The sequence below is a fragment of the Paraferrimonas sedimenticola genome (assembly GCF_002282855.1).
GTDB lineage: Bacteria > Pseudomonadota > Gammaproteobacteria > Enterobacterales > Shewanellaceae > Paraferrimonas > Paraferrimonas sedimenticola.
The window spans coordinates 45,022-68,869 of record NZ_NRIR01000010.1 but is presented as its reverse complement, the minus strand read 5'-3'; the positions used below and the strand labels follow the sequence as shown (position 1 = coordinate 68,869).

Here is a 23,848-nt window from a genome sequence, read left to right as displayed (position 1 = left end):
TAGGGCGTAAAGGCTAAATCAAACGGAGGCTATGATAAGTCCCTCCTAAATAACGGCTATGCAAAATCGGAAAAAGCCTTACACTAATCATTGTATCCATGCATTTTTGCTTTCTTTTTTAAGGGAAATTATCGCGAAATGTACAAGAAACAGCGCTTCACCGAACGCTCAGAGCTCGCTGAGTACTTCAATCAAGCCTATGATGGCCAATTCGACATCATTCAATTGTCGCCAGGACCACTCGAATGCTTGTGCGAGCAGTTGATACTTGAGCAGATTCAGCTGTATTGGACTAGCATCTATCACCCCGTGATGTGGAGCTTCCAGCCGAATAGGGCGGATCTGCGCATGAATCTGGTATTGAGCCAAACCGATGAGTTCACCCTATGGGGTAATGCCTTTGACGAACAAACCATTGTAATTCAAGGCAATAAAGACACTACGGAAGGCTACCAAAACGGTGTGACTCAGCATCTTCAACTGGTCCTCTCGGAAGAACTCGCCGGAAGCATAGGACTACCCACCGACCGAAATTTTTGCTTGCGTGGCTTGGCCATCGAGCAAGTTCAGCGCTTAGTCGCTATCTGTGATTGTGCAAAGCTACAGTTAGAGTCCTTTCAGAATAGCGACAGTGATTTGTTAGAACAGCTCGCAGCTTACTGGAATCAAGCGATTGCAGTGGAGTTAACAGAGACCTTTAGCCAGGTCCTCGAAGATCCTGATGTGACTATTGATGAACTCGCGCCCACCAAGCCGTTTGCGACAGTACAAGAGCTGCAAAAGTTGTTTGGCACCACTTTGCACGAGGAATCGATACAAGTTGCTGATCTTGCAGAACAAATTGGTGTTTCAGAGCGTACCGTATACAATGCGTTTAAGGACAGTTTTGGTGTCGGGCCAAGGCAAATTATCGAATTGCTTCGGCTTTACGAGTTTAGAAAGCGCCTACTAGAGGCAGAGGCTGAGCGACAAACAGTGACAGAAATCGCCTTTGACTTGGGCCTGTTTGAGATTGGCCGTATCGCGCAAAGGTACAAGAAGCAGTTTGGTGAGTTACCCAACGAAACACTTAAGCGCGCTTGAACAGTAAAACGCCAGAACACACAAAATAGCGAGTTTTGTGCACAAAGTCTCGCCAGGCTTTTCCGAAATTGCATTTTCGCTCAGAACGCCTGTGGCTAGAATCTCGCTGTCCCTATTTAGCGGTCTCTAATGTGGCGCTCCTGACTCCACAACAGCAATGGGTCGGGGCTGATTTTTAAACAATGGATGGGAATATCTAAATGACGAATCTTTCTAAGAGTGTGTTCGCTCTGTTGGCACTGGCCTTCACAACGCCTGCGCTGGCCCATGAAGTGGTGGATGCCGGCGGTGGATTTATCAATGGCTTCATTCATCCGCTAGTCGGTTTTGATCATATTGTGGCCATGGTCGCTGTAGGCCTGTGGGGTGCGTTTCTTCGTCAACCAGCAATCTGGTTGTTGCCCGTGGTATTCCCATTAATGATGGCCTTTGGCGGTGCGCTAGGAGTCATAGGTATTGATATTCCCGCGGTTGAAGCGGGCATTGCCCTATCAGGGCTTGTGCTGGGTCTTATGGTGGTGTTTGCTGCGCGCTTGCCCCTGTGGGCCGCAACTGCATTAGTGGCTGTTTTCGCCATCTTCCACGGTCATGCCCATGGTACTGAGCTACCAGCCGCGACCTCGCCGCTAACTTACAGTGCTGGATTTGTGCTATCCACTGGCATGTTGCACTTGGCAGGTGTTGGCTTTGGCCTACTGGCTGACCATCCTAAAGGGCAAATCGCGGTTCGTGTTTGTGGAGCTGTGATTGCCGCTACTGGCCTGACTTACTTTGTTGGCGCGCTGTAATGCTCAAACCTGTCGTTCAGTTGTGTCTGTTGGCGATGAGCTTGGTCGCTTGGCCGAGCTTTGCCCACAGCCCGATAGAGGGGGTCGGTGAGTTTTACAACGGCTTGCTGCACCCTCTATTGATTCCAGCACATGTCATGTTATTGCTCGCAGTTGGCATTTGGTTTTCACAGCAACAAAAAGCGTACTTACCTCAAGCTATGATTGCTGGAGCAGTAGCGATTGTCATAGGCCTATATTGTTCTGACTACGTTGATGAGAAAACGGTAGAAATCCTTCCTTTACTCACCGCGGTTGGGGTTGGATTATTGGCGGTCTGTAGTTGGCGGGCACCAAAACTGGTCGTTACTCTGGTCACCGCATTTTCATTGTTGGCTATAGGTATAGATTCTGGACAGGCGGAATTGTTTGGCAACGGCAAAACCCTGTCGCATCTGGGCACCTTTCTCGGAAGCTTGTTTTTGCTGCTTAATTTTGGCTTGCTGTCGAGACGTTTCTCGCAGGTGAATTGGCAGGCCATCGGTTGGCGCGTGCTGGCTTCTTGGGTAACTGCAGCATCATTTCTTGTTAGTCTGCTTCAGTACAAAGGGATGGCGTAATTCTTTTGCATAAATATGATTGAAACGGTCCACGTTCGCGTGGATCCAATCGTGAACGATGCGAGTGGTGCGTGAATCGCCTTGGCGATTGGAGAACTTCACATCCCACTCGATCACCGAACCCAGCGCATCAAAATCCACTTCAAATAAGGCCAGAGCGCCACTTTTAAGGGCTTTTGCAGCGGCTCTATATGGCACCACAGCCCAGCCTAAATCACGCTCTACCAAAGACAAAACATCGTTGAGGCTACCGACTACCCAAACGTCACGGCCATAGATGTATGACAATTTGAGATTCAGGTTGCCCAGCAGGGAATGGCTTAAAATTTGTCGAGTGGTTACCAGAGTCTCAATGTCTACTTTATCCGAGTCTGCAAGGTGGGAATCTGGGGCGCAAACGGTCACTAATGGTTCTCTGAAGCAATGAAGCGAGTCGCCACCGTGGTCTAGGTAGTGATCAGATGCCACCAACACAAACGACAACTCACCTTGTTCGAGTAACTCAAGCAGCAAATCATCGGATTTACAGACGATTGAGACTCGGTAGTTGGCGAGTTCGGTTTCTGAAAGTAGGGCGGTTAGCCAATCTCGAGGTCCAATTTCACTAATGCCAATTTTAACCTCCAAGGCCTGATCGGTCTCACTTACACCAAAAATCTCTAAAACTCGAGACGCCTGCCAATCCATGTACTTGGCTTCGAGCACGAGTCGATTGCCGGCTTGAGTGAGCTTGAGCGAGTTGCCAGAGCGCTCAAACAAGTTGAGCCCTAACTCGTCTTCTAGTGAACTAATCGCCTGACTCACCACACTGCGATCTCGCTGTAACATCATAGCGGCTTTGCTAACCGAAGACTCGGTAGCCACTGCTAAGAAATATCGCATTTGATCTAAGGTCATAATTCTCGTTTTACCGATTAGTGTCGTTTGAATTGAACATGGCTAATAAGTCGCTAACCACAGGACCCGCTGCTTTGTCCGGCGCTACCTCGAGCCCTATGTTCAGAGTCAACTCGGCCAAAGGTTTGGGGCAGTCAAAAATGACAAGCTTGTCTTGTTTGGCGTACTCACGCGCTAAATGCATCGGTGCGAGTGCCCAGCCAAAGTCTTCTTCAACGAGTTGCATTAAGTCCTCAATCGAGGTCACCGACCAACTGTTGTTCTCTTCGCTAAGTGCATCGTTGAGAATGTCGAGTTTAACGACGCTCTCACACAAAATTTGGCGGGTGGCCTTAAGTTGCTCGAAGTCTACCGACTTGGGGTCAAACAAATTGGTCTGCTTGGCGCAAACGCCAACGAGTTGGATCTCGGTCAACTGATTAGCGCCGTGCGTTGAATTGTTGGCCGCCAGAATGATATCCAGCTGGTTAGAGTGGAGTTGCTCAACAAGTATTTCAGCGCGCTCTCGAGTCAATCTCAGCTTGGTATCGGGAAATTTTTTCGATATTTGAGTTAGGTGATCCTCAACAAGCTGAAAAGGGGCTAACTCATCAAGACCAATGCTAACTTCTTCCTCGACCTGGTTTATCAAGCTATTGGCAACCGATTGAATCCGATTGGCTTGTCTGAGTAACAACTGTGCGAGCTCATATAGCTGTTCGCCTTGCTCGGTGAGTTTGGGGTATTTAGAACTGCGATCAAACAGCTCAACGTTTAGATTTTTTTCGAGGTTACTGACCGCCAAGCTGACCGTGCTCACGCTTTTCCTGTGCAGTCGAGCCGCTGCAGAAAACGAGCCTTTATCGGCGGCGGCTACAAACAAAGTAACCTGATCTAAATTGAGCATCGACGCTTTGCCCTACGTTTCATGGACTTGAGTCTAGATTATGCCAACTTAAGACAAAGCTCAAAGACTTAGGGTAGCGAACTAGAAAAAGCCTACTACACACAATAATGAAAGGTACATGCTAAAGTATTCACTATAATTGACACCTTTAGCCTGCAAAGTCACAGCTAATGTTTCATTTAGAACAAGCCAAAGCCTTTGTCGTATCAGTAGAGCAGGGATCTTTCTCAGCGGCTGCTAGGGCAATCGGTAAAAGTCACAACACTGTCAGTGTGTCGGTCAACAATTTAGAGATCGAGTTGGGCGTTGTGCTATTTGACCGCTCAGGCAACAAGCCAAAGCTAACTCCCGTAGGCGAACAGCTCTATCAGCAGTTTCGCCTCTTGCTGCGCCAAAGCGAGCGAATTTATGGTTTTGCCGAAAGTAAACTCAGTCACACGGAAGAGCAAATTCGAATTGGTATCGGGGAGCTGATTCCCTTTGGCTATGTGGAGAAGCATCTTGCAGAGATGGCAAAGCGATTTCCCCATACCCAACTACGAGTTATTAGAGATCGAAGTGATAAGCTTCAGCAACTAGCAGAGCAAGGCGATATCGAGCTTATGATCCAGTGTCGCAGAGAAGCTCAGGCACCGGTTTTAGATTTTATCGACTTAGCGCCGCTTGAGTGGTTTTGCGCCTGTTCGCCAGACTCACCTTTGGCGGATATGCCTGTGGTAGATACAGAAACCCTATTGCTTTCCAGGCAGATTAACTGCGAAGCCATGCAAGAGAACCCTTTGTTGGAGATGCGTTCTAAGTTTTCCAATGAAATCTGGCTAGCCTCGGACCAACAGGATGTGGCGAGTCTGGTGGAACAAGACATGGGCTGGGCGTTTCTGCCTTTACTATTAATAGAGGAGCGAGCAGGTAATGGCGCTTTAACGACTTTCACGCCTCATTTTAATCAAAGTAAAACTCCGTTCATCACCGAAGTCGATTTGCTGACACACCCAAGTAGGCCAGTGGGGCCGGCGCAAGCTTGGCTACAAGAGTCGTTACTGGGTCAGCAAAGTTCTGCGAACTCGTCAAAATGAACTATGTTGGGTTAAAGCTTGATCAAAGGAAATCATCAAGATGCAACCCACAAGCGTTAAATCAAAAGCCATGGTGGCCTGGGCCGCCGGCGAACCCCTAAAGTTAGAAACCGTCGATGTTGCACCGCCGAAAGCCGGTGAAGTTCGAGTTAAAATCGTTGCCACCGGCGTGTGTCATACAGACGCCTTTACTTTATCGGGTGATGATCCCGAAGGTATCTTCCCTGCGATTCTTGGCCATGAAGGCGGCGGTATCGTCGAGTCCGTGGGCGAGGGCGTCACCAGTGTTACGGTTGGCGATCATGTTATCCCTTTGTATACGCCCGAGTGCGGCGAATGTAAGTTCTGCAAATCGGGGAAAACTAACCTTTGTCAAAAGATCCGCGAGACTCAAGGCAAGGGACTGATGCCAGACGGCACCACTCGCTTCTCAATCGATGGCAAACCCATATTCCACTACATGGGGTGTTCGACCTTCTCTGAGTACACGGTGCTGCCAGAAATATCTCTGGCCAAAATCAATCCCCAAGCACCACTAGAGCAGGTGTGTTTATTGGGCTGTGGCGTAACTACCGGCATGGGCGCGGTAGCCAACACGGCCAAGGTACAACCCGGAGATACAGTTGCCGTATTTGGTCTAGGCGGCATTGGTTTATCGGCTGTGATTGGTGCGCAAATGGCGAAGGCCGGACGGATCATTGCCATCGATATCAATGAGTCTAAGTTTGATTTGGCCAAGAAACTTGGGGCCACCGACTGCGTCAATCCGAAAAATCACCAAAAGCCCATTCAAGAAGTTATTGTCGATATGACCGATGGCGGAGTGGACTTCTCTTTTGAATGCGTTGGCAACGTGGGCCTGATGCGCAGCGCGCTTGAGTGTTGCCACAAGGGCTGGGGCGAGTCCGTGATAATCGGGGTTGCAGGCGCAGGACAAGAGATATCCACCCGTCCGTTTCAACTAGTCACAGGGCGAGTTTGGCGAGGAACAGCGTTTGGCGGTGTTAAAGGCAGAAGTGAATTGCCTGACTATGTTGAGCGCTATCTAGCCGGCGAGTTTGCGCTCGATGACTTTATTACGCATCAATTGCCATTAGAGCAAGCCAATGAAGCGTTTGATCTAATGCATCAGGGAAAAAGTATTCGAACCGTGTTGAGTTTTTAGCGTGCGGTTGAGGAAGGGATAATGAGTCAAATTGAGCTGGTATCAGAGTTCAAGTGTTTTGAAGGCCGTCAGGCGCACTATAAACACCAGTCCAAACATTTAAATTGCTCAATGCGGTTTGGCATATTCTTACCGCCGCAAGCAGAGGTTGCTAGAGTTCCCGTGTTGTATTGGTTGTCCGGGTTAACTTGTACCGATGAGAACTTTGTGCAAAAAGCGGGCGCGCAACGAATGGCGGCTGAGCTTGGGGTAGCGATTGTCACCCCAGATACCAGCCCTCGTGGCGAGAATGTCGCTGATGACCCGAACTACGACTTAGGCCAAGGCGCTGGCTTCTACCTTAACGCCACCCAAGAACCCTGGAAAGCCCATTATCGAATGTACGATTATGTGGTGGAAGAGCTGCCCGAACTCATAGAAGCAGAATTCAAGGTCAATAAAAAGCGTTCTGTTTGCGGACATTCGATGGGGGGAATGGGTGCCTTAGTAGTGGCGCTTCGAAACACCCATAGGTATCAGGCCGTCAGTGCATTCAGTCCTATCGTTAACCCAACTCAAGTGCCATGGGGAGATAAAGCCTTTAGCCATTATTTGGGCGACGATAAATCCCTGTGGCGTTTGCAAGACCCCTGCGAGTTACTCTCATGGGCAGATGCTTCTCAACCACTGCCAATGCTGATTGAGCAAGGCAGTGACGATCAGTTTTTGAAAGAGCAATTGAAAACCGATGCGATTGCGTTAGCTGCTCAAAAAAAAGGCTACCCGATCACCATAAATTATCGCTCGGGTTATGATCATTCTTATTTCTTTATCGCCAGTTTTATCGATTCGCACCTGAAATTTCATGCGGAACATTTGTATTAACGGTAGGAGACAGGTGTGGAAGAGGTGAGCTTAATTGCTGTGCTTTATTACGGTGAAAACGCGCAGATATTACCCTATGGCAGGTTAGCGTAAATTTTAACCACACGCTTCTAGGTCACTATAAACATGGTGGTTTTGTTGGGAATTTGCCGTTAGGTTATGGCTTGCATAAGCTTTTGTTCAACTAGCATGTGCTACTTTTATAGCAGTGAATTTTTCCCAAATTTAGGTGAGGTTTAGGTATGGCAAAGAAGGACGTTCAGTTTGGCGATGACGCGCGCTACAAAATGCTGGTTGGCATTAACCTGTTAGCAGACGCGGTCAAAGTGACGCTTGGTCCCAAAGGTCGAAATGTTGTGCTGCAACAACGCTTCGGCGCTCCCGTACTAACCAAAGACGGTGTTTCTGTCGCGAAAGAGATCGAGTTGTACGACAAGCACCAAAATACCGGCGCTCAATTGGTGCAACAAGCCGCGGCAAGAACCAATAGCGCTGCCGGTGATGGCACCACTACAGCGACCGTATTAGCCCAGGCGCTGGTTAAAGAAGGCCTAAAGGCGGTTTCTTCGGGCATGAATCCGATGGACCTGAAGCGTGGTATCGATCAGACCGTTAAAGCTGCAGTAGCCGAGCTAAAAGCTATGGCTAAGCCTTGCGATACCCACGAAGACATAGCTCATGTTGCAACTATCTCGGCTAACTCAGATAGCGATATCGGCGAGAAGCTCGCTAAAGCGGTAGATGCCACCAAGCACAAGGGTGTTATTACCATTGAAGACGGTAAGTCGCTAAACGATGAGCTTACCGTGGTTGAAGGTATGCAAATCGACCAGGGCTACTTATCGCCACACTTTATGACTGACCGCAAACGCGCTCGAGTCGAGTTGGACAACCCACTGTTTCTTCTAATTGACCGCAAGATCACTGCAGCTCAAGAGTTACTGCCACTACTTGAGCAACTGGCCAAGTCAAAGCGCTCCTTGATGATCTTCTGTGAAGGTATCGAAGGCGAAGCCTTGGGAACCCTAGTGGTTAACAACACCAAGGGCATCATCAAAGTATCGGCTGGTAAGGTGATTGGCTTTGGTGAACGCCGTCATGAGTTTATGAAAGACTTAGCGGTACTCACCAACGGCATAGTCATCAGTGATGATACCGGCGTTACTCTTGAGAACGTTCAGTTGCACCAGTTGGGTTCGGCTCGACGTGTGGTGCAAAACAAAGACAGAACTACTGTGGTGGATGGCGCTGGCTCATCCGAAGCGGTAAAAGCTCGTGTTGAAGAAATAGAACGAGTGGTTGAAAGCGCCACCAACGAATACGACCGAGACAAGATGATTGACCGGATCGCCAAGCTCTCTAGCGGGGTAGCGGTTTATCACGTCGGTGGTTCAACCGAAGTGGAAATGAAAGAACGCAAAGACCGAGTGGTAGACGCACTGCATGCAACACGCGCAGCGGCCGCTGAAGGCATTGTCCCTGGTGGCGGCGTGGCGCTGGCTCGAATTAGCGCCAAGATCGCCGATCTTAAAGGTGCTAATGAAGACCAAAACCAAGGCATTCGCCTGGCACTGAGGGCACTAAAAGCCCCCATCCAACAGATTGCACTGAACTCAGGTGACGAGCCTGAAGTGGTCGCCGATGCCGTGGGCAAAGGCGAGGGCGATTACGGGTATAACGCAGCGACTGGGGAATACGGTTCTATGTATGACATGGGGATCATCGACCCAGCCAAAGTAACTCGCACCGCGTTGCAAAACGCCGCTTCGGTAGCAGGGCTGATAATTACCATGGAATCACTAGTAACGCCGTTTCCAAAACTGGAAGCCGATGGACCTTTGGTTCCACCCAAACGCCAAATGTAATTGGTATCGAAAGCGCTTCAATCGAAGCGCTTTTTTTATTGGCCGCTTTTGGCGCGCTTTAAGGTTTGCGAGGGGAGCTCACCGTACAGGAGTTGATATTGCTCGGCGAAGTAACCCGGTTTGCTGTAGCCAAACTTAAGCCCCACCTGAGTGATTTGATGCTGTCCTGTATTAATCAGCGCATGTGCCTTGGCGAGTTTTACGTTATTGAGATACTTGGACGGGTTAATGCCAAGCACGTCATTAAAGGCACGCAACAAGGTTTTGCGACTCGCAGCGACTTGATTGCTTAAATCATCGATACTCAGCTTGGCCAACTCACTATCTTCTAAAGCAGAGATATGCGCTATGGTTCGATTGACCAAGGCGAATCGCTTCGAGGGGGCTGAGTCGGTTTGATTCGGGACATTGCGGGTTAAGCAATCGGACAATAGCCGCAGCAAATCAATTCTGATTTGCGCTGCGTGTCCTGGGTCGATAATCGCATTCCAATCACTATTACTCGACAGCTTATAACGCTGACATAAATCATCCATTAAGTTTTCTAAGTTATCGCCCATGGGCTCGGGAATGTCGTAAAAGCATCGGTGTAAATTATCGCTGCCCAACCAAGTATCGGGCTTTTCTATGCCTAAGGCGTCCATCAATGGGTAGCTCAGTATCAGTGTGAGATCTTGATAACCTGCGGGAATCGAGAATACACCGCCGCCCTTGGGAGTGATGAAGAGGGTGCCCGGTTTAATTGATACTCCTTGCCAACTGCACTCCTGGTCGACAGGGCCAGTGAACAGTCCAGCTCTCAACCAGCCATCACCGTATACAGGGGCAACGTTGATCGCCAGATTAACCCCGTGCTTTTGAATAATGAGATCGTCAAAGTCTAGCCGCCATCGCTCGGCTTTTAACGTACCAGGATCCAGTTGAATCATGGTAGGTACTTCATCAACGAAGGGCTCTTCGTCGAAAAAGGATTCGAGCGTGGAGTATGTTCGATAGCTGAACTTTACATACTGCGACATAAACTCAAATAGCTCCTCAACTCATTGGATTTAATGGCAAAAAACTGGCCTAACCAAGGGGTTATTTCCAGCACGAATCTTATTTTGTCCCATTTCTGGCTATTTTAGTTCAAAAGGGTCCCAGTGTGGGGCATTAGCCAAACCTTATTTACCTCAGAATACCCTCAATTCGACGGGGCAGGGAAATCCAAGGCGACAAAAGTCGCTATAGGGTCGAACACCATTAAACCCTTTGATGTACAACCTTTGAGGACACCATCATGAGTAACCAAACTGTCAATCCTACTGATGCCGAAATGCAAGAGTTCATGGCAACTGAGCAAACCAAATGGGATCAGCTTAACGGCTACATGCACCCACAATTTGAAGGCCAGCGCGCTTACGTTGAGCACGGCTTTGCTCGCTACCGCACCGCTTTTGTTGGTGATACTAACGCGGTTTACATGCCAGATCCTGACCAGGGCGAAATGGAAGCCATGACTGGTGACAGCTGCTCTGACGAAGTGAAAAATATGTGGCGTGAGAACAAGGGCAAGCTTCTAAAAGACGTAGATCCTGAGTTACATGCAGAAATGACTGAAGAGTCCGACGGTCTTGCCAAAGCGCTGCGCGACTGTGGTGTGAATGTGATTCGCAACGATCGCAACGAATACCCAGAAGCCATTGTAGATTTTAACGCCAACTGGAAAGGTCCTAAGTTCGTATCGATTTACGGCGGCCCAACCTATGGTCGAATCATTCAGAACAAATTCGTTCAAATTTGGGAGTGCGGTCCTGTACGTCAGTGGGAGTTGGCTTTCCGTCAAGGTACTGAGCAGTTGTTCAATGCCAACCCAGATCTTGAGTACCGCTCAATGCAATTCCCTGAGCCGGACGTAAACTTGCGCGGCCCTGGTACTCCAGGTTTGGACAATGCCGCGGTTAAGATTTTCCCTGATAGCCACTTGCTATTTGGTTACGGTGTGGCCGATGAGAAGCACATTGAAGCCACTTACAACCCGGAGACTCGTCACGATTACACCAGTGCGGGTAACCCGTTGGGCGGTAAGTTCTTGATGGAGCGCGTGTTGAACAATGACGGTTTTACCTCAGAAGAAATCTTCTTTGACTCAAAGCTGACTTACCACTTTGACTGCTTCTTGATGATGATTAAAGAAGGCGTGGTGGGTATGCCTGACACCATTAACCACGGTTTGATGCACGAGCACTTACCTGAGTGTCTGAAGGACTACGAAATTGTTCCGCTACCACTAGAAGACATCGCTCGTGGCGTATCAAACGCACCGACTATTGGCGACGGTCGTATTCTTATCGACAACCGTTGTACCGAGACCATGAAGCGTCTGCAAGCCCGTGGTATTGAGCCTGTGCCGGTTAAGTACGAGAAGTGTTGGGATACCTTCAACTCTGGTATGGACTGCTCAGATGCGGAAATCTGGCGTCAAGACATCATCGATTAATATCGATTGATAACACAGTTAAAAAGCGCTTTGATTGAAGCGCTTTTTTGAGTTGTGGAGAGTTACTTTTTACTCTGGGCTAAAGTGTCAGAGGGCAGTACGCCATAAAACTCTTTGTAAAAGGTGGCAAAGTCACCAGGCTTGCTAAAACCACAGCGTGTGGAAACCTCTAATACGGATTTCGCACCAGATTGCAGGTCTCTATGCGCCACGTTAAGCCTTAAATGGAGTAAGAATCGATACGGCGCGATATAAAGAACGTCACTAAACGCCCTTAACAGGGTCTTGCGAGAGGCGCCGATGGCTTCACTCCAATCATCCACGGTGAGTTCGGTGACTTGGTCATCTTCCATTACCGCAACATGATTGAGCGCGCGTTGCACCAGTTGGAAGCGACGAGAGGGCTTTTTGGTCTGAGCGCCTGAGTCGGCATTGGTGAGCCCGTAAGCGATGATTTCAAACAGTCGACTTCTTAACTGACCCGCCAAATCTGGGTTGAGCAAACTGGTAAAGGGCTTGCCGTCATCAAAGGTGTATCGGGATTTAAGGTCGTCTAAGGCCTTATTTATCTCGCTTGCCATGGCCGGGGGCACTTCTAAGAAGCACTCTTTAATGTCGGATGAGCGGGTCCAACGTTCGGTAGAGACTCCCATTTCTTCAAGCAGACTTTGTGAGACATGAATACTGGTGTCTTGATGGCCAGAACCAATGGAATAGACGCCTTCAACATCCGGTACCACCACCAGTGAGTTGGGTTTAAAGTGAACCCCTTGCCAAGTCGAGTCGGGTTGTTTGCCTGTGTATAACAAGAAACGCGTCCAGCCTGTGCTGTAGCGCAAAGACATCTGCAAACGCTTATCCGCATAGTATTGCTGCACCATTAAATCCGAGTACTCCAACCGAAAACAGCTAGCGCTAAGATCGCCTGGCTCTGTCTGGGTTGTCAGTAAAATTGACTCTATGTGTGGCTCATCTTCTAACAAGGACAGTATGTCGTTATAGCGTCTGTAGCTGACACGAACGTCGTTTGAACTCAAAAAATACTCCATTTAACGGTAGGTTAGCTGTTTTTTTCACCTTGCTGTCCCAAATCCGGCCTAGATCCAAAGCAAAGTGTCCCAAATCGGCGCGAGCTAAATAAGGGATATTGAAATAATACGCTCGAATTCAACGAGACGCACAACAAGTTAATCCATTGTGCGTCTGGTACCTAAACACTTAAGCCGTATAAGAGAGGACTACACCATGTCAGCAACTCAAGATATGCAACAGTTTATGAAGACCGAGCAAGAAAAGTGGGATGCGCTAAACGCTCACTTAACCCCTCAGTTTGAAGGTCAACGTGCCTTTGTAGAACACGGATTTGCTCGCTACCGCACTGCCTACGTTGGTGACCCGCAAGCCGTATACGTACCAGACCCAGATGTGGGTGAGATGGATGCGATGACTGGTGATAGCTGCTCAGACGACGTTCGTGATTTTTGGCGTAAGCACAAAGACCAAAACTTGCGTGACGTAGCACCAGAGCTGTGGGAAGAAATGGCACAAGAGTCAGACGGTCTTGCTAAAGCGCTACGTGACTGTGGCGTGAAAGTGATTCGTAACGAAGAGTGCGAATACCCAGAAGGCATCATCAACAACAACGATGCGTGGCGTGGTCCTAAGTTCTGTTCAATTTACGGTGGTCCAACTTATGGCCGCATCATAGAAAACTACTTCATGCAAATTTGGGAATGTGGCCCTGTTCGTCAGTACGAATTTGCGATGCGCAACGGCACCATGGAGCTGTTTAAAGCCACTCCTGAATTGCAGTACCGCTCAATGCCGTACCCAGAGCCAGACGTAAACATGCGTGGCGTAGGTAACTTGGCGGGCGTTGATAACGCTGCACCTAAGTTGTTCCCTAACAAGCAAATCCTGTTCGGATGGGGCTTGCCAGATGCTAGCCTGATTCCAGCGGCCTATGACGAGAAGACCTGTAACGACCACACCTCGGCAGGTAACCCAATGGGCGGCAAGTTCATGATGGAGCGCATCATGCAAGAAGCCGGCTTTACCTCAGAGGAAGTCTTCTTTGACTCGAATCTGACCTACCACTTTGACTGCGTCATGATGATGATTCAAGAAGGTTTGGTTGGTTTGCCTGACACTGAGAACTTTGGTCTGCTACAAGAGCAATTGCCTGAGTGCTTGAAGGACTACGAGATTATGCCAATTCCTCTGGAAGACATTGCTCGCGGTGCGTCAAACGCACCTACCATTGGCGACGGTCGTATCCTAATCGACAACCGTTGTACCGAGACAATGAAGCGTCTAGAAGCCCGTGGAATTGAGCCTGTGCCAGTGAAGTACTCGACTTTGTGGGATACCTTCAACTCAGGTATGGACTGTTCAGATGCAGAAATCTGGCGTGAAAACGACATCGCTTAAGCTCTTTTGGTAGAAAAGCAGCGCTGTCATTAATAAAAAGCTCTCAGACTTAGGTCTGGGAGCTTTTTTAGTTCTGACTCAAAATAGAGTTTTTAATAAGCTCAGTCACAGGCCCTAGTGGATGATTGGCTAACGAGACTAGATCCGTATCTATTTGCAAGCCGGCACTAAGCAATGTGCAGTTGAACTGAATAACACTGCCGGCTTGCACCTTTTCTTGGGCGAGGTCGGATGCCACAATAGCCCATCCAAACCCTTGTTCAACAAATCTCAGCATGTCGTCCATGCTGCTGGTTTCCCAAACATCGGGAGAGAATAGCAGTTTTCGAGAGAGCAGGGGATGGTGGATCATGCCGCTACAGGCGATTTGACGGTCTTTAAACAAGGCCTTGGCGTCTACCAATTCCATATCCGCCAAATGATAGTCTGGCGCACAAACTAGGCTCAATTGTTGGGGGCCTGCTCCAGTGAAGGCAAAGCGCTCATCCAAATTGTCAAAATTGGCCATGAGTGCGATGTCTATGGAGCGATTGGCCAACTCATCGAGTAAACGACTGGGGTCGTCGCGAATGATGAGCACCCTAGTGTCTGGGTATTGAGGCATAACCTTCTCAATGGCGCGTTCGATGCGCCCAGCATGCATGAGCTCTCCCACACCAATTTTAACTTGGCTTTCGACTTCTTGAATCGAGTCCTGTGCCATGTGTTCAATGCGTTGCACTTCGTGAAACAACACCTGGGCGCGAGAGTACAAACGTTGCCCATCGCCGGTAAGCACCGGGCGGCGACCACTTCGGTCAAAAAGTTGCAGCCCTAGTTGTTCCTCCAAAACCATAATCGCTGCACTAATGGTATTAACCCCTTTATTCATGGCTTTTGCGGCTGCACTAAAACTGCCTTTATCAGCAGCGACCTTGAACATTTGCAGCTTATCCAGTGAGAGCATGGCTGTTGACTCCTAGTCGTTGGGAAGGAACTTATCCTAATTTGGGAAGCAGGGCGCTTAATATGCAATTTAGCTTAAATACGCTTTTGATTCCTGTTTTTTGGGAAGAAGCTTACTCGCGGCATTAATTAGCTATCTGTAATCTACGCAGCATCTAGTTCGGACAGGACGACCGGCTCGTCGTTAACTGACTAATTTGAGGTAACTAATATGACTCACCAAGCCAATCCAAGCTGTGTTGATTTGATTAAAAACCCAATGCCAAAGCCTACTGACAAAACCGAGCAGTGGCAGGTGTTTAACAAATCTTGGGAAGACCAGATCCGCGGAAAGGGCATCAAGGTCCACGAAGAACACGCCAGTGCTAAGCTTCGCGCCGCCATGGTTGGCGACCCGTTTGCGGTTGAGATCCCAGAGCTGACTCCAGAAATGGAAGGTTTGATTCGCGATAACGCCAGTGAAGAAATGTACATGAACTGGAAAGAGAATGGCGGCAAAGCTATGCGCGATATTGACCCTGAGCGTTTCGACAAAATCTGCGAAGAGATTGCCGGCCGTGACGAAAAGTACGAAGCCGCGGGCGTTACCATCATCAAAAACAAGCTGGGTTGGTATCCAGAAGAAGCGTTGAACTACAACGGTGCTTGGAACGGCCCGCGCTTGTTGTCTATATACGCTGGTGCGAAGTGGCGCGGCGCCCACAACGGCATTTTGGTTGCCGAAGATTGTGGTCCAGTAAAAGGTTGTGAAGCCTCTTCACGCGCAGCCACTATCGCCTTGATTGAAGAAGATCCAGAAGCAGCGATTATTCCATTCTTGTCGCACGAACCTAACCCAACCATCGTTGGCCCAGGTTTCGGTGGACTGGACTTGGCCGACTGGCGTCTAATGCCTAACAAGACCATTTTGTGGGGCTATGGTGTAGCCGACCGTTCACAAATCGCTGCGGCTCAAGCCACTGGTGAACACACACCAGCCGGCTGGCCGCGCGGTCGTGACTTGTTCATGCGTCTACTTGACCGTTTAGGCTACAAGCAAGAAACTTGGTGGTTTGACTCAAATCTGGGTTACCACGAAGACTGCGTAATGATGAACCTGGTCGAAGGCGTTGTGGGTCTGCCTGACGACGGAAAGTTTGGTCAGTGGGGCGAGTTGCCTTTAGTACTAAAAGACTGGGAAATTCTGCCAATTGCTGTTGAAGACGTGAAAAACGGTGCCTGTAATGCTACCACCTTGGGTGATGGTCGCATCTTTATCGACAGCTCTTGTACTCAGACCATGAAGTTGTTGGAAAGCAAAGGCTACGAGCCAATTCCAATCGACTACCAGACTTGCTGGACCACCTTTAACAGTGGTATCGATTGTTCAGATTCGAACATCTGGCGCGAAAACGACTAATATCGTATTTCGAAAGATTAAGGGCCCATACGGGCCCTTTTTGTTTGCGCAACAGAAAGTAGGGCAGCTAGGAAACTATTTGGGATATTCCTTGCTGAATAAAACGATGTACTGCGCCGTTTTCAAAAGAAGGATGCCAGATCATCGACAGCTCTACGGGTTCTTTTAGTTCTTTGCTGACCTTTAACTCTACCAAGCGGTAGTCAGTGACGTACTCCATCACCAATTCTCTTGGCACCTTTGCCCAACCGCAGCCGTTTAGTAAAAAATTCACCAGCGAGGAGGCCGACTCTAGCTGCCAAAACTTGGTAGACAGGTTAGGTTCTAACTCCTGTTGCTCTACTCGAGATACCACCAACTCGCGACTTTGCGCTAGATCCGCTTTGGTAACATTGGGTAAGTCGGCAATGGGTAAACCTGGTGCGCACACATAAATGAACTGACTGGTGGCTATGTGCATTTGTCCTAAAGAGGAGGGCAGCGCCTTGTTGGTAATGACAAAACCGAGCTCAGCCTGTTTATCAGAGATGCGTTGGATAACCGCTTCAGTGTCGCACTCTTCTATGGCAATCATTAACTGTGGAAAGTGATCGCCAATCTGTTTAGCGAAACGCTGGCTACTTGGGTAGTGAAACAACTGGCTAGCCAGAATCAACAAGTTGCTTTCGGTTTCAACATTTAAGCTAGAAGCCAGTTCTGATAGGTTGTCGCAGCGTTCCAGGATAAAGCGACACTCGCGCACAATAAGTTCACCGGCCGGCGTCAATTGGGGTTTATGGCCACTGCGTTCAAACAAAGTTAGGTTTAAGTCGATCTCTAGGTTGGAAATTGCGGTGCTAATCGCCGCTTGGGATTTGCCCAGCACTCGTGCGGCACCAGAAAAGGAACCGGTTTCAACAGCACTGACTAAGGCTTTCATCTGACCCAAACTCACTTGTGACATGCAGATTCTTCCAGTGGATACAGTTACACCATCTATTCTAGTCAAACTAAAACTTAAGCTCCTAATAGTAAACAAAAAAAGGCCACCTAATTAGGTGGCCTATAAACACGGGTAAAGGTTTTTAAAGAGAACAAAAACACTATTTTTTGCGGGAAAATACTGCTTTCATCTTTTGCTTGATGAGAATGCCTACGCTTTTTCCAAGGATAAGCACACCACCGAAAAACATGATCTCACCACCAACAACACAGGCAGTGGCAACACTTGCGCTCATCGCCGCGCTAAAGCCCATTGCTGCCATGGCAACACCGACTAGAGGACCCCACAACGGAGCTACGCAGCCCAGAATACACAAGGCCATTACAAGCTTCTTGAAAGGGGTGTTAGCTATATCCTTAAGTGTTAGTTCCTGCTGCGCTTCTTGGTTAACTGCTGATTCTTGGTTAACTACTGCTTCGCTAGTACTCATGGCCGAACCTCATAAACAATCTGTTTGGGATGGCGTGTATTTTACGGACAGCTAATATTGAGCGTGAATTAGACCTCTATAACTTAAATTGATACTCAGGGTTATACGGATGATTTTATGAGGATTTTGTTAGTTTTACTGGACGGTAGATTGATTCAGCGACATCTCGTATAAAAATTCCGCGACTACCTGGGCTGTTCAGCTAATGATCTAGACAATCTAGCATTTAGTATTCAAACTCATACTGTTAGCAATTGCTTAAGTTTTGGAGCTGCATACATGCTAGATACATTTTTGGGAAGTTGGACGCTGATAAATGATGAATGCACTTACGAGGTCGGTGAGCCGCTGACTAGCGCAAAGCTAGTTAACAAGCTCGATGATGATGAGCTGATCATTACCTTGACCTACGTAGATAGCTCAGGAACGGAGCGACAGTTTTTGTTTGAGCAATACGCCGATGGGATCTTTAGACCCGACGATACCAACGGTGGTGATGAAACCAGTTTGAGTTTCAACGATGACGGTAATCTCGAAGGCGTGATATTGAAAGACGGCGAGGTTGTGTCTGCACTTGAAATGGAAGTTAAAGACAACAAATTGATTTTGTTTTTGGGCATGAAGTTTACCGGTAACGATTTGCAATCCAATACTCTAGTGTTTGAACAATCTTCCTAGTCATTTTCTATCGAGTGACGTTTTCTAATCGTCACTCGATAGTGTCTTGCTTAATGGCTTCTTAAACGATTGCCATTACGACCAATGCAACCGCTATAAACACCACATTACACAATGCTCCAGGTAGGGCAAATGCGACCGCAGGCGCACTGCTTTTGGCATCTTTGACAAATTCGTTGATAGCGGTCCCTGTCATCGCGCCGTAGGTAGCACCCACGTTAAGAGCGACGTTAAGTTGAAGTACAAAGTGGCCGAACAGGAAAATCGCTATTGCGCAGAATGTAGTCACTATCATGCCTGCAATGATCAAGACAGGTCCTTGACTTTGAATCAGTTCAAGTAGAGAGCCGCCCGCGCCCAATGCAACTGCTGCTATGAAGATCCCTAGACAGAGTGTTGATATAGCGTCTGTTGCGGGTGCTGCGACAGAGCCAAACATAGGACTTCTAGAACGCAACCAGCCCAGTACTGCACCACCGATCATCGCCCCCATCGACGCGCCGCCTAGAATGGCCAAATTGATGCCTGCAAGGTTAATGCTAATGGTGCCTATGACACCAAAGGCGGCAACAAATAGTCCGAATGAGACAAAGTCGGTCGATAGTTGATCTTTCACTTTGTACCCCAGTGACTTTGAAAACTCAGCAACATGGCTTTGCGGGCCAGAGACAAACAAAACATCGCCTGCTACCAGAGTTGTATCGCCTCGCACCGGTAAATCGTTACCAGTTCTGACCATGCGCTCGACCGTTACACCTCTGCCTGCTTTTGTGACCAATTCTCGGAGTGACTTTCCAACCAGTGCTTTATTGGTCAGTACCAGTTCGGCTGACTCAGTTTGAATATCAAGTAGTTTGTTGTCTGTGACTTCTTCGCCAAGTAGGCGGTTTCCTTTTACCAAAATACTAGGTGTCGCCCAAATACAAATGATGTCGCCTTTTTGCAGTACTAAATTGGCATTTAGAGCTAAGGTGTCGCCATTTCGAATCACTTTCTCGACTAGTGTTGGTACACCTTCTTCATCACGCGAATGTTCAGCTGCGTCTTCAAGATCCTTAATGGATTTGCCGATGAAATCGGGTGCTGTGATTTTCCATGCTCGCAAAGAAGCGTGCGCGCGGGTTGTATCCAAAATAGTGGAAGAGTCAGAAGTGTCGAGCTTTGCAGCTTCAACAGCGATGTCTTTTCCAACGATTTTTGGCAGAAGCTTTAAGATGATGATCAGGCCAAAAGTACCGAACAAATAGGTGAGGGCATATGCACCTCCAAGCATGGCACCAGCATCCGATACAGACATGCCTTCAGACAGTGGGATCGAGCCATTCGACAATGCGTCCTGAGCGGCAGCAAGGATTGCCGACGTCGTCATGGCGCCAGCTGCAACGCCGCCTACGGTGGCACTGTTGAGGTCAAACACAACCGCTACAAAATACAAGCTCACCGCCATTGCAACACCGGCAAACAGCGATACAGCCAAGTATTTGAAGGCCTGACGACTGAAGAGTAGATGAATGAAAGCAGGCCCCATCATCACTCCTAAGGAAAACAAGTAAAGGGTGAAGGAAAGCCCTTTAACAATGGGAGGCACGTCGATATGAATCAGACCGACAACCAGCCCGACAGCTAATATGCCTGTGGTTGACCCAAGTTCTAAAGAACCGATTTTTACTTTACCGAGGAGGTGCCCGAGACCGAGCACCAAGAACAGGACTAACACTACATTAGTCTGCATATATTCTATGATGAAATTCATTTCATAATTCCTATCTAAATAGTGTTCGAGCACACTTTGATGGCATGTTGTTTTGTGTATGTTTGTGGCGTTGACGCCGCCAACTTACTTAAAACCCAGCCACAGACTCGCAATTGAGAGTGGCTAGGAATTTTTCTAGGAGAATGCTTACTGACTGAATGTCTCAGAGGTAGCGATAGGTCTTAGGAAGCGATGCAACGAATCATCAGGCACATTAGTCGAATAGAACGCAATCACAAGATCCTTGTCTGGTGATACGTACAAGCCTTGTGTCTGAATACCGGATTTCCAAAAGTCACCATCAGGCCACACCGCATCCCATTGGCGACTGTTACTGATCATTGAGTCATCGTTTAAACGGCTCACAAAAGTCGCGCCATCATAGCCATCTAAGTAGAATTGTTTGCTGCGCACGCCACTGCGAATTCGTTCGACAACTTCATCACTCACAACTTGTGCTGTCGCCGTTTTTTTCCAACTCGGTGTATAGAGCATGCCAAAACGAGCTAAATCGCGAAGTTGACTGGATATAACGCCATGCGCTATCGCAACACCGCCAGGTGATAGATGGAACATCAATGGGCCTTCAGCTCCCACTTTTGACCAAACATGCTGATCGATAAACTCGGAAAAGGGTTGATTGGAAACCGACTCGACCAACAGAACTAACATTTGTGTGGTTGGCGAACCGTATTCAAATTTTGTCCCAGCAGGGCGCATTGACCTCGCATCTTTTAGCACATCAGGTAGAGTTTCATGCTGTCCCTGATAAGGCATGTTAAATTCCGCTAAGAAAGAGCGAATAGCAATGGAATCTGGGTCCGCTCTAGTCTCATCATTCTCTTCTGAGTTCATACCTGGGGTCATATCAAGAACATCGATGATTTTGACGTCTGCCCACTCTGTGTTCGCAAAGTCAGGAATGTAATCTTTGACGGTTTTTTGAGTATTTATTTTGCCTTCGTCAATCAAGATATCGACAGCAAGGCTTGTCCAAGGCTTGGCGGTAGACATCCAAATATGGTTGTCAGTTGGATTCATTCCCGGATACTTCTCAAAGACCACATCGCCTTTATGCACCACAATAAAGCCTGCGGCATAGCTTTCAGGTTTGGCGAGAAAATCATCTAGGCTGATATTTCCAAAGTTCTTGGTTTGGGCCTTGATTTGTCCAATATTAGGGTTGATAGACTCGGCTAGTGGCATGTAAGGTGCGCGACGTGGCAACACTGCGGTATCTAATACCTCAGATGCTCTCATCGAAAACCATACTGACTCATCACCACCGGCAAGCAAGGTCGGCAAATTGTAGTTAGCTCGATAATTCGCTACTTGGTCGTTGCTAAAGCCAGTTTTAAATTCGGCCAATGGAGTTCTTTCTAGCTGAAGTTCACTAGTGGTTTTTTGATGTTTACTCATTACTTAGTACCTTATGTTTGCCTCCAATTAGCGATATTCACTATGGCTAGTTGGGGTCACGAGTTGCTTGGATGCAGGAAGTCTACGTGGCCAACTCATAGGCACTAAATCGCCTTTGCAGGATCATGTCCTCCGAATATGGATTTGCTTAAGGCTTTGGTGAATGTGGCAGTCTCTGGGGAATCTCATCAAGATGTGCGATGTTGCGCATTGGGTTTAGTAGCGCATAGCTCACAAATATCTCGAAGGTTGACGAGCTTAAATTCTGGAGGTGGTTACTGCCAAAACGCACTCAGATTTCACGTAGCGACGCGCATTCATTATTCAGAAATAGCCAAAGACAGGACAATGCAGGAGTTTGCCTGGTGTAAACCCAGTTAGAGTGACTGATTGGTCGAGAAAACCAGACGATTGGTTTATAGAAAGATGCCCACAACTATATGTGCGCACAATGTATATTATGTTAAATTGAAAATCTACGTTAGTAATAGAGAGTACGCCTGGTGCTTACATCTGCAGCCCTCCTTTTCGCTATATCCACCTTGCGTGTCTTTCAGTTGTAACCAAGTCACACACCACCGGTGTTCGATTCACCTGCCACTAAGTCGCTGCCACAAAGCGATACCTAAACTTTTACAGAATTAGGTACCGCCTTTGCGTCATTACTAAGCGATGGCTTTCTCTAAAATCTGGCGAGCCTCCACCGGCGTAATGCTTTGGTTTTCCGATAGCGCGGTAAATCCATGGTGTTCCAGTCGTTCGATGACCGCATCAACTGCTGCAGACTTACCATCCTGATGCTCAGTTAACTGCGTGCTGACATTCAAGCTGTGATAAAAGGCTTCAATCTTATCAATGGTGCGCTCTGCCAAATCTTCCGAGTCAGTCAGGCCAAAAACGTTTCTGCCCATCTGTTCGAGTTTTGCGCGCTTAAACTCAATCTGATTTCTCAGTAGCCAAGGTTGAACAATGGCTAGTGAACGAGCGTGGTCAACGCCCCAAATCGCAGTTAGTTCGTGGCCAATCATGTGCGTTGACCAATCCTGCTCGACTCCAACTGCAATCAAACCATTCAAGGCTTGATTGGCTGTCCACATTAGATTCGCGCGCCATAAGTCATTGTCTCGGTCTTCAAAGGTTTCCCCTAAGGTCTTCAAAGAGCGCAACAATGTCTCGGCATATCCGTCTTGAACTAAAGCGCCAGAAGCTTTGGTAATGTATTGTTCGCACACGTGTACCCAAGCATCGACGATACCGTTTACTAGCTGTTTTTCGGGCAGAGTTTTCATGACATCTGGGTCCATCACAGCAAACCTTGGTAATACGCAAGGCGCTGCAAACGCCATTTTCTGGTGGGTAGCTGCCTTTGTAATTACTGAGTTAGCGTTTGATTCCGAGCCGGTAGCCGGCAAAGTCAGCACCGCACCCAGAGGAATGGCGCTTTGCGGCTTGTGTTTGCCGATGAGTATGTCCCAACCTTCCCCGTCATAATGCGCTGCGGCTGCCACATACTTGGCGCCATCAATCACCGAGCCACCACCAACAGCAAGAATCAAATCCACTTTCTCGGTTTTACAAAGCGCTACTGCTTTGTCTAGGGTTTCAACAGTGGGATTGGCTTCAATCCCTGAAAATTCTAGCCAGTGGTAATCCGATAATGCCTCAGCAACTTGTAGGTAGACGCCATTTCGCTTAATGGAGCCACCACCGTATAACACTAATACTTTGCTGGTGCGTTCTATCAGCTTGGTTATCGCGCCTATTTGGCCTTGTCCGAACAGAATTTGAGTTGTATTTGCGTAGGAAAACTTCATCGATACCTCTATCAGAAAGTGCGTGCAAAAGTCATTACTTGGCAGCGCACTACATAGTTCAGTCAATTTGAATTTGTTGGAGAATATACTTGGTTTAAGGCCACAGATTTGCGAGTTAGTTCAAACTCGACCGCCCTTGCCTGTTTCCTCCTGTGCGAATTTCAATATACACTTCAAAGCATGCTGTAAACCTATGGATTTTTTGGAAGTTTCTGGTCAAACTGGGGCTTCGCTTGCTTGTTGGTCACTCCTCTAGATGCACAGATTCTTGTTGTTAGTCGGTTTATTATTGGTTG

The 23,848-nt window shown here is 48.1% G+C and carries 21 protein-coding genes; 11 read left to right on the top strand and 10 right to left on the bottom strand.

The genetic code is table 11. The features are described 5' to 3' along the window. The first annotated feature begins 138 nt into the window (after positions 1 to 138). The 3 genes from CLC93_RS15780 (at position 139) to CLC93_RS15770 (ending at position 2,470) form a co-directional block, all read left to right on the top strand. A complete protein-coding gene (locus tag CLC93_RS15780; protein ID WP_095506951.1) occupies positions 139 to 1,083 on the top strand; it encodes a helix-turn-helix domain-containing protein in 945 nt (314 codons plus the stop codon). Positions 1,084 to 1,283: 200 nt separating this feature from the next. Next, entirely contained in the window at positions 1,284 to 1,871 is a 588-nt protein-coding gene (locus CLC93_RS15775) for a HupE/UreJ family protein (RefSeq protein WP_095506950.1), read from the top strand. Next, the gene (locus CLC93_RS15770) at positions 1,871 to 2,470 is read left to right on the top strand and encodes a HupE/UreJ family protein (RefSeq protein ID WP_095506949.1); all 600 of its coding nucleotides are present in this window, start codon (positions 1,871 to 1,873) and stop codon (positions 2,468 to 2,470) included. Before CLC93_RS15775 ends, CLC93_RS15770 begins: the two co-directional genes overlap by 1 nt. On the opposite strand, the gene CLC93_RS15765 is transcribed toward CLC93_RS15770, so the two are convergent. Next, positions 2,429 to 3,367 carry a LysR family transcriptional regulator gene (locus CLC93_RS15765; RefSeq protein ID WP_095506948.1) on the bottom strand — a complete coding sequence of 313 codons (939 nt, stop codon included), beginning with the start codon at positions 3,365 to 3,367 and terminating at the stop codon, positions 2,429 to 2,431. The two genes, CLC93_RS15770 and CLC93_RS15765, sit on opposite strands and share 42 nt — an antisense overlap. A 10-nt stretch (positions 3,368 to 3,377) precedes the next feature. Next, the gene (locus tag CLC93_RS15760) at positions 3,378 to 4,253 is read right to left on the bottom strand and encodes a LysR family transcriptional regulator (protein WP_095506947.1); all 876 of its coding nucleotides are present in this window, start codon (positions 4,251 to 4,253) and stop codon (positions 3,378 to 3,380) included. Between the two features lie 170 nt (positions 4,254 to 4,423). On the opposite strand from CLC93_RS15760, the gene CLC93_RS15755 reads away from it, so the two are divergent. The 4 genes from CLC93_RS15755 to groL all read left to right on the top strand — a co-directional run bounded on the left by CLC93_RS15755 (position 4,424) and on the right by groL (position 9,223). Further along, positions 4,424 to 5,329: a LysR family transcriptional regulator gene (locus tag CLC93_RS15755; RefSeq protein ID WP_095506946.1), complete on the top strand. Its 906-nt coding sequence runs from the start codon at positions 4,424 to 4,426 to the stop codon at positions 5,327 to 5,329. A gap of 40 nt (positions 5,330 to 5,369) precedes the next feature. Continuing rightward, positions 5,370 to 6,494 carry an S-(hydroxymethyl)glutathione dehydrogenase/class III alcohol dehydrogenase gene (locus tag CLC93_RS15750; RefSeq protein ID WP_095506945.1) on the top strand — a complete coding sequence of 375 codons (1,125 nt, stop codon included), beginning with the start codon at positions 5,370 to 5,372 and terminating at the stop codon, positions 6,492 to 6,494. 21 nt (positions 6,495 to 6,515) lie between these two features. After that, positions 6,516 to 7,358, top strand: coding sequence for an S-formylglutathione hydrolase (gene fghA, locus CLC93_RS15745; protein WP_095506944.1), 843 nt, complete (start codon positions 6,516 to 6,518; stop codon positions 7,356 to 7,358). Positions 7,359 to 7,600: 242 nt separating this feature from the next. Further along, a complete protein-coding gene (gene groL / locus CLC93_RS15740) occupies positions 7,601 to 9,223 on the top strand; it encodes a chaperonin GroEL (RefSeq protein ID WP_095506943.1) in 1,623 nt (540 codons plus the stop codon). 35 nt (positions 9,224 to 9,258) lie between these two features. On the opposite strand, the gene CLC93_RS15735 is transcribed toward groL, so the two are convergent. Next, positions 9,259 to 10,242 carry a helix-turn-helix domain-containing protein gene (locus tag CLC93_RS15735; RefSeq protein ID WP_095506942.1) on the bottom strand — a complete coding sequence of 328 codons (984 nt, stop codon included), beginning with the start codon at positions 10,240 to 10,242 and terminating at the stop codon, positions 9,259 to 9,261. 260 nt (positions 10,243 to 10,502) lie between these two features. On the opposite strand from CLC93_RS15735, the gene CLC93_RS15730 reads away from it, so the two are divergent. Further along, a complete protein-coding gene (locus CLC93_RS15730) occupies positions 10,503 to 11,702 on the top strand; it encodes a hypothetical protein (RefSeq protein ID WP_095506941.1) in 1,200 nt (399 codons plus the stop codon). 62 nt (positions 11,703 to 11,764) lie between these two features. On the opposite strand, the gene CLC93_RS15725 is transcribed toward CLC93_RS15730, so the two are convergent. Next, a complete protein-coding gene (locus CLC93_RS15725) occupies positions 11,765 to 12,739 on the bottom strand; it encodes a helix-turn-helix transcriptional regulator (RefSeq protein ID WP_169903078.1) in 975 nt (324 codons plus the stop codon). A 208-nt stretch (positions 12,740 to 12,947) separates the two neighbouring features. Between CLC93_RS15725 and CLC93_RS15720 the strand changes: the two genes are divergently transcribed. Then, the gene (locus tag CLC93_RS15720; RefSeq protein WP_095506939.1) at positions 12,948 to 14,132 is read left to right on the top strand and encodes a hypothetical protein; all 1,185 of its coding nucleotides are present in this window, start codon (positions 12,948 to 12,950) and stop codon (positions 14,130 to 14,132) included. Positions 14,133 to 14,199: 67 nt separating this feature from the next. On the opposite strand, the gene CLC93_RS15715 is transcribed toward CLC93_RS15720, so the two are convergent. Beyond that, a complete protein-coding gene (locus CLC93_RS15715) occupies positions 14,200 to 15,078 on the bottom strand; it encodes a LysR family transcriptional regulator (RefSeq protein WP_095506938.1) in 879 nt (292 codons plus the stop codon). Positions 15,079 to 15,288: 210 nt separating this feature from the next. Here CLC93_RS15715 and CLC93_RS15710 point away from each other — a divergent pair, with 210 nt between their 5' ends. Next, positions 15,289 to 16,476: a hypothetical protein gene (locus CLC93_RS15710; protein WP_095506937.1), complete on the top strand. Its 1,188-nt coding sequence runs from the start codon at positions 15,289 to 15,291 to the stop codon at positions 16,474 to 16,476. A gap of 67 nt (positions 16,477 to 16,543) precedes the next feature. Here CLC93_RS15710 and CLC93_RS15705 read toward each other — a convergent pair whose 3' ends face one another. Further along, entirely contained in the window at positions 16,544 to 17,419 is an 876-nt protein-coding gene (locus CLC93_RS15705) for a LysR family transcriptional regulator (protein WP_095506936.1), read from the bottom strand. A 139-nt stretch (positions 17,420 to 17,558) separates the two neighbouring features. Continuing rightward, the gene (locus CLC93_RS15700; RefSeq protein ID WP_095506935.1) at positions 17,559 to 17,888 is read right to left on the bottom strand and encodes a hypothetical protein; all 330 of its coding nucleotides are present in this window, start codon (positions 17,886 to 17,888) and stop codon (positions 17,559 to 17,561) included. Positions 17,889 to 18,167: 279 nt separating this feature from the next. Between CLC93_RS15700 and CLC93_RS15695 the strand changes: the two genes are divergently transcribed. After that, positions 18,168 to 18,566: a hypothetical protein gene (locus CLC93_RS15695; RefSeq protein ID WP_095506934.1), complete on the top strand. Its 399-nt coding sequence runs from the start codon at positions 18,168 to 18,170 to the stop codon at positions 18,564 to 18,566. 61 nt (positions 18,567 to 18,627) lie between these two features. Here the strand turns inward: CLC93_RS15695 and CLC93_RS15690 are convergent, their stop codons facing one another. The 3 genes from CLC93_RS15690 to CLC93_RS15680 form a co-directional block, all read right to left on the bottom strand. Next, on the bottom strand, positions 18,628 to 20,319 hold the full coding sequence (locus tag CLC93_RS15690) for an aspartate-alanine antiporter-like transporter (RefSeq protein ID WP_095506933.1): 1,692 nt from the start codon (positions 20,317 to 20,319) through the stop codon (positions 18,628 to 18,630). A gap of 147 nt (positions 20,320 to 20,466) precedes the next feature. After that, positions 20,467 to 21,738: a serine hydrolase domain-containing protein gene (locus tag CLC93_RS15685; protein WP_095506932.1), complete on the bottom strand. Its 1,272-nt coding sequence runs from the start codon at positions 21,736 to 21,738 to the stop codon at positions 20,467 to 20,469. Positions 21,739 to 22,403: 665 nt separating this feature from the next. Beyond that, the gene (locus CLC93_RS15680; RefSeq protein WP_095506931.1) at positions 22,404 to 23,552 is read right to left on the bottom strand and encodes an iron-containing alcohol dehydrogenase; all 1,149 of its coding nucleotides are present in this window, start codon (positions 23,550 to 23,552) and stop codon (positions 22,404 to 22,406) included. Positions 23,553 to 23,848: the final 296 nt, after the last annotated feature.